The sequence below is a fragment of the Streptomyces sp. NPDC001315 genome (assembly GCF_042896175.1).
Classification (GTDB): Bacteria; Actinomycetota; Actinomycetes; order Streptomycetales; family Streptomycetaceae; genus Streptomyces.
In genome coordinates, this window is sequence record NZ_JBIAWZ010000002.1 from 500,063 (window position 1) to 513,431 (window position 13,369).

The 13,369-nt window shown below is 69.2% G+C and carries 12 protein-coding genes; 1 reads left to right on the top strand and 11 read right to left on the bottom strand.

Features of this window, described 5'->3' with window-relative positions:
• Positions 1-21: 21 nt before the first annotated feature.
• From ACFY16_RS09420 to ACFY16_RS09430, 3 genes are all read right to left on the bottom strand, one after another.
• Positions 22-432, bottom strand: coding sequence for a DUF6113 family protein (locus ACFY16_RS09420; protein ID WP_390646500.1), 411 nt, complete (start codon positions 430-432; stop codon positions 22-24).
• The gene (gene mshB, locus ACFY16_RS09425) at positions 429-1,304 is read right to left on the bottom strand and encodes an N-acetyl-1-D-myo-inositol-2-amino-2-deoxy-alpha-D-glucopyranoside deacetylase (protein WP_390646501.1); all 876 of its coding nucleotides are present in this window, start codon (positions 1,302-1,304) and stop codon (positions 429-431) included. Before mshB ends, ACFY16_RS09420 begins: the two co-directional genes overlap by 4 nt.
• 288 nt (positions 1,305-1,592) lie before the next feature.
• Positions 1,593-1,787 (bottom strand): hypothetical protein, encoded by a 195-nt coding sequence (locus ACFY16_RS09430; RefSeq protein ID WP_390646502.1) that lies wholly within the window; start codon positions 1,785-1,787, stop codon positions 1,593-1,595.
• Between the two features lie 175 nt (positions 1,788-1,962).
• On the opposite strand from ACFY16_RS09430, the gene ACFY16_RS09435 reads away from it, so the two are divergent.
• Complete coding sequence (locus ACFY16_RS09435) at positions 1,963-4,080, top strand: prolyl oligopeptidase family serine peptidase (RefSeq protein WP_390646503.1); 2,118 nt, start codon at positions 1,963-1,965, stop codon at positions 4,078-4,080.
• Between the two features lie 246 nt (positions 4,081-4,326).
• Here the strand turns inward: ACFY16_RS09435 and ACFY16_RS09440 are convergent, their stop codons facing one another.
• From ACFY16_RS09440 to ACFY16_RS09475, 8 genes are all read right to left on the bottom strand, one after another.
• On the bottom strand, positions 4,327-5,388 hold the full coding sequence (locus ACFY16_RS09440) for an ABC transporter ATP-binding protein (protein ID WP_390646504.1): 1,062 nt from the start codon (positions 5,386-5,388) through the stop codon (positions 4,327-4,329).
• A complete protein-coding gene (locus ACFY16_RS09445) occupies positions 5,381-6,355 on the bottom strand; it encodes an ABC transporter ATP-binding protein (RefSeq protein WP_390646505.1) in 975 nt (324 codons plus the stop codon). Before ACFY16_RS09445 ends, ACFY16_RS09440 begins: the two co-directional genes overlap by 8 nt.
• Positions 6,356-6,362: 7 nt before the next feature.
• The gene (locus ACFY16_RS09450) at positions 6,363-7,370 is read right to left on the bottom strand and encodes an ABC transporter permease (protein WP_390646506.1); all 1,008 of its coding nucleotides are present in this window, start codon (positions 7,368-7,370) and stop codon (positions 6,363-6,365) included.
• Positions 7,363-8,286, bottom strand: a complete 924-nt coding sequence (locus ACFY16_RS09455) for an ABC transporter permease (RefSeq protein ID WP_390646507.1) — start codon at positions 8,284-8,286, stop codon at positions 7,363-7,365. Before ACFY16_RS09455 ends, ACFY16_RS09450 begins: the two co-directional genes overlap by 8 nt.
• A 6-nt stretch (positions 8,287-8,292) precedes the next feature.
• A complete protein-coding gene (locus ACFY16_RS09460) occupies positions 8,293-9,912 on the bottom strand; it encodes an ABC transporter substrate-binding protein (protein WP_390646508.1) in 1,620 nt (539 codons plus the stop codon).
• Between the two features lie 203 nt (positions 9,913-10,115).
• On the bottom strand, positions 10,116-11,237 hold the full coding sequence (locus ACFY16_RS09465) for an ABC transporter ATP-binding protein (protein WP_390646509.1): 1,122 nt from the start codon (positions 11,235-11,237) through the stop codon (positions 10,116-10,118).
• A 13-nt stretch (positions 11,238-11,250) separates the two neighbouring features.
• Entirely contained in the window at positions 11,251-12,312 is a 1,062-nt protein-coding gene (locus ACFY16_RS09470; RefSeq protein ID WP_390646510.1) for an ABC transporter ATP-binding protein, read from the bottom strand.
• Positions 12,313-12,327: 15 nt separating this feature from the next.
• On the bottom strand, positions 12,328-13,305 hold the full coding sequence (locus ACFY16_RS09475) for an ABC transporter permease (protein WP_390646511.1): 978 nt from the start codon (positions 13,303-13,305) through the stop codon (positions 12,328-12,330).
• Positions 13,306-13,369: the final 64 nt, after the last annotated feature.

The following is a 13,369-nucleotide window of genomic DNA, read 5'->3' on the forward strand; positions in this document are numbered from 1 at the left end:
GCCGCACGGCGAAGTGGTACGTCACTTGCCAAGTCGGACGCGGTCTTCGTCCGGTTGCCGCCCCCGGCCAAGGGTGGCGCAGATCACAGCCAGAGCCATGCCGCCGAGCAGGAAGAGATAGGAGCCGCCTCCCGCGCCGAACAGGAAGTCCCCTTCGGGCCGGCTGGCGGTGAGGAAGACGACGGTGACCATCCAGCCCGCGGCGGGCGCGACGGCCCCGCCCCGGCTGCCCGCGGCGCGTGCTCCGCCGAGGAAGAGCCCGGCCGCGCCGGCGAGCGCGAGCAGGAGTCCGCCCGGGAACCAACCGGCCTGCACCAGCGCCCCCGCCATGGCGACCAGCGCGCCCAGCAGGAAGAGCCCCAGATAGGCGAGGGCCCGCCCGGCGGAGGGGGGGCGCAGCGGCTGGGCGAGCATCGATCCGCGTTCCGTCATGACGCCTCCCCGGTCCCGGCGAAGAGATCCGCCTCCCGAGCCGTCTTCTGCGCCGTCTCCCGCTCTCCGCGCACCAACTCGTAGTACTCGGTGCTGAAGAGGGGCTGCGCAAGCTCGTTGGAGAGCGCGAAGTACGGCCCGTCGGGGGCCACCTCGATCTGTGTGGCGTGCGCGCGCATCGCGGCGGCCTTCGCGGCGGCGTAGGCGGTGCCGTCGATCTCGGCGGTGATCCGCTCGTCGGCCACGACGCCGGGTACGTCGTCGATGGCGGCGGCCTTGGCGTAGGGCAGGCCGGGCAGCTCGGCGCGGAGCCGGCCGAAGGCCTCCTCGGCGACGGGGCGCGGTACGCGGTTCCAGTAGACCTTGGGGATCGGGCAGCCGGCGTCGGCGGCCAGCTCGGCGGCGCGCATGGCCACGCGGTGGGCCTGGATGTGGTCGGGGTGGCCGTAGCCGCCGTTGTCGTCGTAGGTGACGAGGACCTGGGGGCGTACCTCGACGATCACCTCGAGGAGGTGTGCGGCGGCCTCGTCGACGTCCGCCTGCCAGAAGCAGGTGGGGTCGTCGTTGTCGGGGAGGCCCATCATCCCGGAATCGCGGTAGCGGCCGGGGCCGCCGAGCTGACGGAAGTCCTCGACGCCGAGCTCGCGCATCGCGGCGGTGAGCTCGCGCAGGCGGTGTTCGCCCAGGGCGGCGCCGGTCAGGTGGGCGAGCTCGGGCGGGATGACCTCGCCGAGCTCACCGAGGGTGCAGGTGACCAGGGTCACCCGCGCACCCTCGGCCGCGTACCTGGCCATGGTCGCGCCGTTGTTGATCGACTCGTCGTCCGGGTGCGCGTGCACCAGCAGCAGACGTCGGGCGGGTGGTTCCGTCATGGACCCCACCCTACGAGGCGTCCTCGTCCCTGTAGCGCGGAAGGTTCCCCGTCGGGCTTCGTCCGGGCGATGCGGTCGCGGCCGGGCCGACGGCGGAACGGGTCGCGGGTGCGACAGCACCCGTTCAGGCGACCTCCGCGAGATCGCACCGGCACTCCCGGCGGTGGGAGGGGTGGGGCTCGGTCGGGTTCTTTCGCCCGCCGTGTTCCTTGGGAAAGACCGCCCCTCGCACCGCAGCACGGGCGGCCGGGTTCCGGTGAGACACCGCCCCCGGCACGGCCCCCGGCGTCAGAACTTGATGCTGCCGATCATGCTCGCGACGCTCGTGGTCAGATCGCTGATCGTGGGCGCCACCGTCGACGAGGCGAGGTAGAACCCGAGGAGCACGCACACGACCGCGTGCCCGCCCTTCAGGCCCGACTTCTTGATGAGCAAGAAGACGATGATCGCCAGCAGCACCACCGCCGAAATCGAGAGTGCCACGGCGGCTCACCTCCAAGGACCCGGGGATGTGGGGGGCAGAGCAGGGCAATTTGTAAATCCATACAACAGCCAGCAGGTTCATACCCACACAGCGCTAGTGATCATAACTATCCGTGCGTGTGCAGGCGTCGGCGCACTGCCGCACAAGGGGGCGCATGGCCAATATGGTCAGGGCATGACGACCGAGCCTGACTCCTTCCCCCGTCGGCACGCCCGCACCCAGCGCTTCACGCTCGGTGCGCCGCGTTCGTTCACCGTGGCTCCCGACGGTTCCCGTGTCGTGTTCCTGCGTTCCGGGTCCGGCACCGACCGGGCCAACTCCCTGTGGGTTCTTGATGTTCCGGACGGCGGGGAGCGGGTGGCGGCCGACCCGCGTGCCCTCCTGGGCGGGGCCTCGGAGGACCTCTCGCCCGAGGAGCGGGCGCGCCGCGAACGCAGCCGCGAGGGCGGTGCCGGCATCGTGGGCTACGCCACCGACACGGCCGTGGAACTGGCGTCCTTCGCCTTGTCGGGGCGGCTGTTCACGGCCGAGCTGCGGGCCGGCACGGCACGTGAACTGCCCGTACCCGGACCGGTGATCGACCCTCGCCCCGCCCCCGACGGGCGGCACGTCGCGTACGTCAGCCAGGGCGCCCTGCGGGTGGTGGGCGCCGAGGGCGAGGGCGACCGTGCGCTCGCCGAGCCCGAGTCGGCTTCGGTTTCCTATGGATTGGCCGAGTTCATCGCAGCCGAGGAGATGGGGCGCTCGCGGGGCTTCTGGTGGGCACCGGAGTCGGACCGGCTGCTGGTCGCGCGGGTGGACGACACGCCGGTGCGGCGGTGGTGGATCTCCGACCCCGCGCACCCGGAACGTGATCCACAACACGTCCCGTATCCGGCGGCCGGTACGGCCAACGCCGAGGTACGGCTGTTCGTGATCGGGCTGGACGGGGCGCGCACGGAGGTTGTCTGGGATCAGGCGCGCTATCCGTATCTGGCGCGAGTGCACTGGTCAGAAGCGGGTGCGCCGCTGCTTCTGGTGCAGGCCCGGGACCAGCGCAGCCAGCTGTTCCTGGCGGTGGACCCGGACTCCGGGGCGACCCGGATGGTGCACGCGGACGAAGATCCAAATTGGCTGGAACTTTTCCCTGGAGTGCCGTGCTGGAGCCCGTCCGGACAGCTGGTCCGGATCGCGGACGAGGGTGGCGCGCGGGTGCTGGCCGTCGGTGAACGGCCCCTGACGGGACCGCAGTTGCACCTGCGCGCGGTGCTCGACGTCACCGACGAGGACGTGCTGGTCTCGGCGTCGGCCGGCGAGGCCGCGGCGGCCCCGGAGACCGGCGAGGTGCACGTCTACCGGGTGAACGAGCTGGGCCTGGAGCGCGTGTCGCAGGTACCCGGCGTGCACACGGCGGTGCGCGCCGGGGGCGTGACCGTTCTGGTCTCCGCCACGCTGGACCGGCCAGGGGCGCAGGTGCAGGTGCTGCGTGGCGGGAAGCAGACGGCGACTGTCCCTTCGTATGCGGAAAATCCCGGTATCTCCCCGAGCGTGACGCTGACCGTGGGGGGCGCACGGAGAATCCCGTGCGCCGTGCTTATGCCTTCGGACTACCCCGGTGACACTCCCCTCCCGGTCCTTCTGGACCCGTACGGTGGCCCGCACGCCCAGCGCGTGGCCGCCGCGCACAACGCGCACCTGACCTCGCAGTGGTTCGCCGACCAGGGGTTCGCGGTCGTGGTCGCCGACGGGCGGGGCACCCCGGGCCGCTCCCCCGCCTGGGAGAAGGCGATTCACGGGGACTTCACCGTGTCGCTGGACGACCAGGTCGAGGCGCTCCAGGACCTCGCGAAGTCGTACCCGCTCGACCTGTCCCGGGTGGCGGTCCGCGGCTGGTCGTTCGGCGGTTACCTGGCGGCCCTGGCCGTGCTGCGCCGCCCGGACGTCTTCCACGCGGGCATCGCGGGCGCCCCGGTCACGGACTGGCGCCTCTACGACACCCACTACACCGAGCGCTACCTGGGCACCCCGGACGCTGACCCCGAGTCGTACGCGAAGAGCAACCTGGTCACGGACGAGGGCCTGGCCATGGCCGCCGAGCCGCATCGCCCGCTGATGATCGTGCATGGCCTCGCCGACGACAACGTGGTGGTCGCGCACGCCCTGCGCCTGTCCTCGGCCCTCCTGGCCGCCGGCCGCCCGCACGAGGTCCTGCCCCTGTCCGGCGTCACCCACATGACCCCACAGGAACAGGTCGCGGAGAACCTGCTGCTGCTCCAGGTGGACTTTCTACGGCGCGCCCTCAAGCTCGGCTGAGCGGCAACACTCCACAGAGCACCGCAACCATCGATTGAGGAACCAACGACGAAGCACCGGCCAGGTCCGCGAGAGCGGCGCCGGCTCAGGCGCAAGAACGGGCAACGGGCCGGGGCGACATGGCGCGCCCCGGCCCGTTTACGGCACCCGCACGGCCGTACGTTGTTCAGATTGACGCGTCCGTATATCGGTACCGGGTCGGCCAAGTTGCCTGCGTGTTAACGCGGTTGATGGGCTTTTGTGCTGCTATGCCGTCCCGTCGGCATGATCGTCCGGTCTCTCCTCGGGCGGTACCACCCGCTTCTCCTCCGCGAAGTGGCAGGCCGAGTCGTGCGCGGCCGGGCCGGTGGAGAGCGTGAACTCGGCAGGGACCGCCAGGGCCGGTACCTCCAGGACGCAGCGCTCCTGGGCCTTCCAGCAGCGGGTGCGGAAGCGGCAGCCGGAGGGGATGTCGGTCGGGGACGGCACGTCGCCCGCCAGGATGATGCGTTCGCGGTGTTCCCGGGCGTCGGGGTCGGGGACCGGGACCGCGGAGAGCAGGGCCTGGGTGTAGGGGTGCGTGGGGTGGTCGTAGATCTCGGCGTCCTTGCCGATCTCCACGATCCGGCCGAGGTACATCACCGCGACCCGGTCGGAGATGTGCCGCACGATCGACAGGTCGTGCGCGATGAAGAGGTAGGAGAGCTCGAACTCGTCCTGGAGCCTCTCCATCAGGTTGACGACCTGCGCCTGCACCGACACGTCCAGCGCGGAGACCGGCTCGTCGGCGACGATCACCTCGGGGCGCAGGGCCAGGCCCCGGGCGATGCCGATGCGCTGGCGCTGGCCGCCGGAGAACTGGTGGGGGTAGCGGTTGATGTACTCGGGGTTGAGGCCGACCACGTCCAGCAGCTCCTGGACCCTCCTGCGCCGGTCGCCCTTGGGGGCCGCCTCCGGGTGGATCTCGTACGGCTCACCGATGATGTCGCCCACCGTCATACGGGGGTTGAGGGAGGTGTAGGGGTCCTGGAAGACCATCTGGATGTTGCGCCGTACGGCCTTCAGGGCCTTCCCGGACAGCCGGGTGATGTCCTCGCCCCTGTACTTGATCGAACCGGCCGTCGGCTTCTCCAGGTTGACCAGCATCTTGGCGACCGTCGACTTGCCGCAGCCGGACTCGCCGACGAGGCCGAGGGTCTCGCCGCGGTCCAGGGTGAAGTCGACGCCGTCGACGGCCTTCACCACACCGACCTGCTTCTTGAACAGGATGCCCTGGGTGAGCGGATAGTGCTTGACCAGCCCGCTCACCTCCAGAATCGGCTCAGCCATGCAGGCACTCCCGCCAGAAGTGGCAGGCGCTCACGCGGTCGGCGGAGACCTCGTACAGGGGTGGTACGTCGGTCCGGCACACGTCCTGGGCCATGGGGCAGCGGGGGTTGAAGGCGCAGCCCGGCGGGATGTTCATGAGGTTGGGCGGGAGGCCCTTGATGGCGTAGAGCTCCTGGCCCTTCTGGTCCAGGCGGGGGATGGAGTCCAGCAGGCCCCGGGTGTAGGGGTGGGCGGGCGCCTTGTAGATGTCGTGGACCGGGGCCTGCTCCACGATCCGGCCCGCGTACATGACGGCGATCCGGTCCGCGACGTCCGCGACCACGCCCAGGTCGTGGGTGATCAGGATCAGCCCCATGTTGTACTCGCGCTGCAACTCGGCGAGCAGCTCCATGACCTGGGCCTGGACGGTGACGTCGAGGGCGGTGGTGGGTTCGTCGGCGATGACGAGGGCCGGTTCGAGGGCCAGCGCCATCGCGATCATGATGCGCTGGCGCATGCCCCCGGAGAACTGGTGGGGGTACTGCCGCACCCGTTCCCTGGCGGCCGGGATGCGGACGCGGTCCATCAGCTCGACGGCCTTCGTCCGCGCGTCCTTCCGCGACATCCCGCGGTGCACGACGAACATCTCGCCGAGCTGGTCGCCCACGGAGAGCACGGGGTTCAGGGAGGACAGCGCGTCCTGGAAGATCATCGCCATCTCGGCGCCGCGCACCTTGCGCCGCTCGTCCTCCTTCAGCGTCAGCAGGTCCCGGTCCTGGAAGAGGATCTCGCCGCCGGTGATCCGTCCGGGCGGCATGTCGAGGATGCCCATGACCGCCTGCGCGGTGACGGACTTCCCGGAGCCGGACTCGCCGAGCACGGCGAGGGTCTCGCCCGCGTCGACGCCGTAGCTGACGCCGTTGACGGCCTTGGCGATCCCGTCCCTGGTCCGGAACTCCACGTGCAGGTCACGCACTTCGAGCAGCATGGCGCCGTCACCTCAGCTTCGGGTCGAGGGCGTCGCGCACCGCGTCGCCGAGCATGATGAACGCCAGGACGGTGAGCGCCAGCGCGCCGGAGGGCCACAGCAGCGCGTGCGGGGCGTTGCGGATGAAGGGCGAGGCGGCGGAGATGTCGATCCCCCAGGACACGCTGGGCGGCTTCAGACCGACGCCCAGGTACGACAGGGTCGCCTCCAGCGCGATGTAGGTGCCGAGCGCGATGGTCGCCACGACGATCACCGGTGCGACCGCGTTCGGTGTGATGTGCCGCAGCAGCAGCCGGGAGTTGGAGGCGCCCAGGGCGCGGGCGGCCTGGACGTAGTCGTTCTGCTTGGCGGTGATGACGGCGCCGCGGGCGATGCGGGAGATCTGCGGCCAGCCGAGCAGCACCATGAACCCGATGACCGGCCAGACGGTGTTGCTGGTGACCACGGACAGCAGGACCAGGCCGCCGAGGACGACCGGGATGGCGAAGAAGACGTCGGTGATCCGGGACAGGACCGAGTCCCAGATGCCGCCGAAGAAGCCCGCGAGGCCGCCCAGGACGCTCCCGAGGAGCGCGACCCCGAGCGTGGCGCAGACGCCGACCGTGACGGACGTACGGGCGCCGTAGACGGTGCGTGTGTAGACGTTGCAGCCCTGGCCGTCGTAACCGAACGGGGCGCCGGGCTGGGAGCCCTCCTGGGCCTTGGCGAGGTCGCACTTCAGGGGGCTGCCGGAGGCGATCGCCGAGGGCCACAGGGAGATGACGACCAGGAAGAGGATGACCAGCGCGGAGACGATGAAGACGGGGTTGCGGCGCAGGTCGCGCCAGGCGTCGGACCAGAGGGAGCGGGGTTTGCCGGCGGGGCCCGTGCCTTCCGGGCCTCCGGGTGCCCGTCCGCCGGAGGCGGCTGATGGATGCCGCTCCAGGGTCTCCGCCTCGCTGGCGGCGAGGTCCATCGCGCCGCCCATGCCGGTGCCTGCGATCACGCCCTCCGGTTCGTACGGCTGCTCAGGCATAGCGGATCCTCGGGTCGAGTACGGCGTACAGGAGGTCGACGAGCAGGTTGGCGACCAGGAAGACGAGGACGAGGACGGTCACGAAGCCGACGACGGTCTGGGTGTTCTGGCGGAGGATGCCCTGGTAGAGCTGGTAGCCGACGCCGTGGATGTTGAAGATCCGCTCCGTGACGATCGCGCCGCCCATCAGGGCGCCGATGTCGGTGCCGATGAAGGTGACCACGGGGATGAGGGAGTTGCGCAGCAGGTGCCGGGTGACGACGCGGCGCCTGGGCAGGCCCTTGGCGATCGCCGTACGGACGTAGTCGGACCGTTTGTTCTCCGCGATGGAGGTGCGGGTCAGCCGGGTTACGTAGGCCAGCGAGACGGAGGCCAGCACCAGGCCCGGCACGATCAGCTCGCCGAAGCCGGCGTCCGTGGAGACGGAGGGTTTGATCCAGCCCCACTGGACGCCGAGCAGCAGTTGGAGCAGCAGGCCGGTGACGAAGGTGGGGACGGAGATCACGACGAGGGTGAGCAGGAGCACCCCGGTGTCGACGGGCCGGCCGCGGCGCAGGCCCGTGACGACGCCCAGGGTGATCCCGACGACGACCTCGAAGAGGATCGCGACGATGGTCAGCCGGACGGTGACCGGGAACGCGGTCGACATCAGCTCGGTGACCGGCTGGCCGTTGAACGCCGTACCGAAGTCGCCGGTGAAGACGTTCCCCATGTAGGTCAGGTATTGCTGCCAGACCGGCTTGTCGAGGCCGAACTCCTTCTTCAGCTGGGCGGCCGTGGCCGGGTCGCACTGCCGCTCGCCGCACAGGCCCGCGATGGGGTCGCCCATCACGTTCACCATCAGGAAGATCAGCAGGGTGGCGCCGATGAACACCGGGATCATCTGGATCAGGCGCCGGACGACGTAGCGTCCCATGGCGGCTCAGCCGACCTTGATCTCGTTGTAGACGGGGACGGAGAACGGGTTGAGCTTGACGTTGGACAGGCGGTCGGAGTAGCCGGCGCTGCCGTTCTGGTACCAGAGCGGGATGGCGGCCATGTTGTCCCGGACGACCTTCTCGGCGTCCTGGAAGGTGCTCACCGCCTTGGCGGTGTCGGTCTCGGCGTTGGCCTGGTCGACGAGCTTGTCGAACTGCGCGTTGGACCACTTGCCGTCGTTGGAGGAGGCGTTGGTGTAGTAGAGCGGCTGGAGGAAGTTCTGGATCAGCGGGTAGTCCATCTGCCAGCCGGCGCGGAACGGGCCGCTCATCTTCTTGGCGGTGATCTGGTTGCGGAAGTCGGCGAAGGTGCCGACCGGGTTCCCGACGCAGGCCTTGTCGTTGCCGAGGGCGTTGTTGACGGAGTTGCAGACGGCGTCGATCCACTGCCTGTGCGAGCCCGTGTCCGCGTTGTACGTGATCCTGACCTGGCCGCCGGGGAGGCCGCCGCCCTCCTTGATCAGCTTCTTGGCCTCGGTGGGGTTGTAGTCGCAGGCGCCCCCGCACAGGCCGTCCTGGAAACCGCCGGCTTCGCCGAGCACCGGTGAGGTCCAGTCGCTGGCCGGGGTGCGAGTCTTCTGGAAGATCGTGTTGGTGATCTGGTCGCGGTTGATCGCCATGGACAGGCCCTTGCGGACCTTGTCCGAGCCGCTCTTGTTCCAGGCGCTGTCGTAGTACGGGAAGGCGAGGGTCTGGATGATGCCGGCCGGGGCGTTGATGTACCGGCCGCCGAGGTCGTTCTTGACGTTCTTGAGCTGGGCGGCGGGCACGTCGTCGACCAGGTCGAGGTTGCCGGCCAGCAGGTCGGTGTAGGCGGTGTTGTTGTCGGTGTAGACCTTGAGGGTGACCCCGCCGTTCTGGGCCTTGTCGTCACCGGGGTACGCGTCCCACTTGGTCAGGGCCATCTGGGAGCCCTTGGTGTAGGACTGGATGGCGTACGGGCCGTTGCCGACGGGCTTGCTCACCCAGGCCGCGTGGTCGCTGAAGAACGCCTTCGGGAGCGGGGCGTAGGCCGGGTAGCCGAGGGTGTCGGGGAAGGTCGAGAACTTCTGGCGGAGCTTGACGGTGAAGGTCTTGTCGTCGACCACCTTCAGACCGGAGAGCCTGTCGGCGCTCTGCCTGCCGCCTTCCGGATGGACCTTGTCGTAGCCGTCGATGTAGCCGTAGAAGTACGCGTTCTTCTGGTTGTTCTTCAGACTGGCGCCGTAGTTCCAGGCGTCCACGAAGGACTTGGCGGTGATGGGCTCGCCGTTGCTGAACGTCCAGCCGTCCTTGATGGTGATGGTGAAGTTCTGGGAGTCCGAGGTGTCGATCTTCTCGGCGAGCATGTCCTCGGCCTTGCCGGTCTCCGGGTTGTACTTCTTCAGACCCCGGAAGATCATGTCGAGGACCTTGCCGCCCTGCACCTCGTTGGTGTTGGCCGGCTCCAGCGGGTTCTGCGGGTCTCCCCAGGAGGAACTGAGCACCGCGCCGGTGTCGCCGCCGCCCCCGCCTCCGCAGGCCGTCGCCGCGAGCGCTGCCGCCGCCGCGCATACGGCCCATGTGGCGTGCGTGGCTCCGCGCATGGAGTGCCTCCTCAGGAACGCGCATGACTGCGCTGTGCCGCCAGCGCCGAAACGCTGACCCTTTATCGGTCAATATCACCTCAAAAGGTGCATAACGCACACGCACTCACCCGTTTCGGGGGAGGATTGCTCCTCAACGCACACGACCGGGGCGGGGGTGGCTTCACCCCCGCCCCGGTCGGCGGGCTACGCGTACCGCGGAGTCACTCCTGCGCGGCGGACTCCTCCAGCGCCTTCAGGGCCGGGTCGAGGACGACGTCCTCGTCGCGGGCCTCCGTGGTGGGGTCCTCCGGGAAGTGGCAGGCCGTCAGGTGACCGGCGCGGTTGCCGGAGATCTGGACCAGCGGGGGCTCCTCCGTGGCGCACTTGTCCTGCGCCTTCCAGCAGCGGGTGCGGAAGCGGCAGCCGGACGGCGGGTGGATCGGGGACGGGACGTCGCCGGAGAGGCGGATCCGCTCACGGGGCTCCGTCTCGTCGTCGATCTCGACCTCCGGCACCGCCGAGAGGAGAGCGTGCGTGTACGGGTGACGCGGCCGGTTGTAGATCGAGTCCCGGTCGCCGACCTCGACCACCTTGCCGAGGTACATGACCGCGACGCGCTGCGAGAAGTGCCGGACGATGGCGAGGTCGTGGGCGATGAAGAGGAAGGCGATACCCAGCTCGTCCTGGACCTTCTTGAGCAGGTTCACCACCTGCGCCTGGATCGACACGTCCAGCGCGGAGACCGGCTCGTCCGCCACGATCAGCTTCGGGTTCAGGGCCAGCGCGCGGGCCACGCCGATGCGCTGACGCTGACCGCCGGAGAACTCGTGCGGGAAGCGGTTGTAGTGCTCGGGGTTGAGGCCGACGAGCTCCAGGAGCTCGCGGACCTTCTTCTCCCGGCCGCCGGCCGGCTCGATCCCGTTGACCTCCATCGGCGACTTGATGATCGCGCCGACGGTCTGCCGCGGGTTCAGCGACGAGTACGGGTCCTGGAAGATCATCTGGATCTCGGACCGCACCGGCGCCAGCTGACGGCGCGAGGCGTGCGTGATCTCCTGACCGGCGTACGTGATCTTGCCGGCGGTCGGCTCCAGCAGGCGGGTGATGAGCCGGCCCGTGGTCGACTTGCCGCAGCCGGACTCGCCGACCAGGCCGACGCTCTCGCCGACGCCGACCGTCAGGTCGACACCGTCGACGGCCTGCACCGCGCCGACTTTCCGTTTGATCGGGAAGCCGCCGTAGATCGGGAAGTGCTTCGTCAGGCCCTGGACCTCGAGCAGCGTCTCGGCGGGCGAGGCGTCGGCTGGGCCCTGCTGTGTCGGGAGGGTGAGGTTGTCGCTCATGTCTCGGTTCTCCCTAGCGCAGCCGGGGCTGGATCTTGTCGATGAAGATGGTCTGCTTCTGCTCGGCCGTCAGGTGGCACGCGGCCGCGCGGCCCGCGCCCAGCGGCGGCCGGGAGTCGGTGCACAGCGTGCCCGGCACCTCGCTGCGGAAGACACACCGCGGGTGGAAGGGGCAGCCCGTCGGCGGGTTGAGCAGCGAGGGCGGCGAGCCGGGGATCGGCGTGAGCGCCTCGTTGACGTCGCTGTCCAGCCGCGGCATGGAGCTGAGCAGGCCCCAGGTGTAGGGGTGTCGCGGCTCCCGCATGACCTCACGCACGCTGCCGCGCTCGACGGCCCGGCCCGCGTACATCACGAGCAGGTCGTCGGCCATGGTGGAGATGACGCCGAGGTCGTGGGTGATGAAGACGATCGCGGAGCCGAACTCCTGCTGGAGGTCCTTGAGCAGGTCCAGGATCTGGGCCTGCACGGTGACGTCCAGTGCGGTGGTCGGCTCGTCGGCGATCAGCAGGTCGGGGTCGCACATCAGCGCCATGGCGATCATCGCGCGCTGGCGCATACCGCCGGAGAACTGGTGCGGGTAGTCGTCGAAGCGCACCTTGGGCTGCGGGATGCCGACCTTCTCCAGCATCTGGATCGCCCGGTCCTTGGCCTCCTTCTTGGAGGCGCCGGTGTGCTTCCTGTACGGCTCGGACAGCTGTCGGCCCACGGTGTAGAACGGCGAGAGCGCGGTCAGCGGGTCCTGGAAGATCATCGCCATCTTGTTGCCACGGAGCTGCTCGAGCTCCTTCTCCGTGGCCGTGACGAGTTCCTTGCCGTCGAGGACGATCTCGCCCTCGATCGTGGTGTTCCGCGGGTTGTGCAGACCCAGGATCGTCAGGTTGGTGACGGACTTGCCGGAGCCGGACTCGCCGACGATGCCCAGGGTCTTGCCGCGCTCGACGTCGAAGGAGAGGCCGTCGACCGCCTTGACGATGCCGTCCTCGGTGGAGAACTGCACCCTCAGATCGCGCACCGAGAGAAAGCTCTCCGGACCGGTCGGGGCCGGCGCGTCCTCGGTCTTGGTCAGTGTGGTCACGGTGGTTCGTTCTTCCTAGGAGAGCCGGACGCGCGGGTCGATGTAGGCGTACGCGATGTCGGTGAGGATGTTGAAGATCAGGATGAAGAAGGCACCGAACAGCATGACGCCCATGGTCAGCGGCAGGTCCTTGTGGGACGCCCCGTCCACGGCGAGGCGGCCGATCCCCTGGAGGGAGAAGGTCAGCTCGGTCACGACGGCACCACCGAGCATGCTGCTGATGTCGATGCCGAGCACGGTGACGATCGGGATCATCGCGCCGCGCCACGCGTAACGGAAGAACACGTACTTGCTGGACATGCCCTTGGCCCGGGCGGTGCGCACGTGCTCCTCGGCGAGCTGCTCGATCATCGACGAACGTGCCATACGTGTGTACTGCGCCGTGAAGATGGTGGCCATCACGAGCGTGGGCAACAGCATGCCGGTGAACCAGGCGACCGGGTCCTGGGTGATCGGGTGGTACGCGGGGTTGGCCATCCAGCCCGTGCTGTAGACGAAGATGATCAGCACGATCGGGCCGAGGAAGTAGATCTGGAACGAGCTGAGCACCATCGAGGCACCCGTGGCGACCTTGTCGATCAGCTTGCCCCGCTTGTAGGCGGCGAGCATGCCCGCGCCGACACCGACGACGAGGAAGACGATCGCGCCACCCGCGGTGAGCGTCAGGGTGGTCGGGAAGCGGTCCAGGATCGTGGACCACACCTGGTCGCCCGAGTAGAACGACACCCCGAGGCACGGGGCGTTGCAGTGACCGGTCGGGAAGTCACGGCCCAGCACGATGCCGGACATGAAGTCCCAGAACTGCTGGTGCAGCGGCAGGTTGAGACCGAGCGCCTGGCGGATGTCCTCCAGTCTCTGAGGAGAGCAGTCCTTGCCGCAGGCCAGGGAGGCGTAGTCGGAGGGCGCGGCGACGAACAGGAAGAAGGTGGCGGCGCCGAGGAGGAACAAGGTGACGACGGCACCGACCGTGCGCCGGATTATGAACTGAAGCATGGCGGGAAGGCTGCTCTCTGCGGAGACGGTGGGAGGTTTCGCGGAAGTGCGGGGGCGCGCTCCG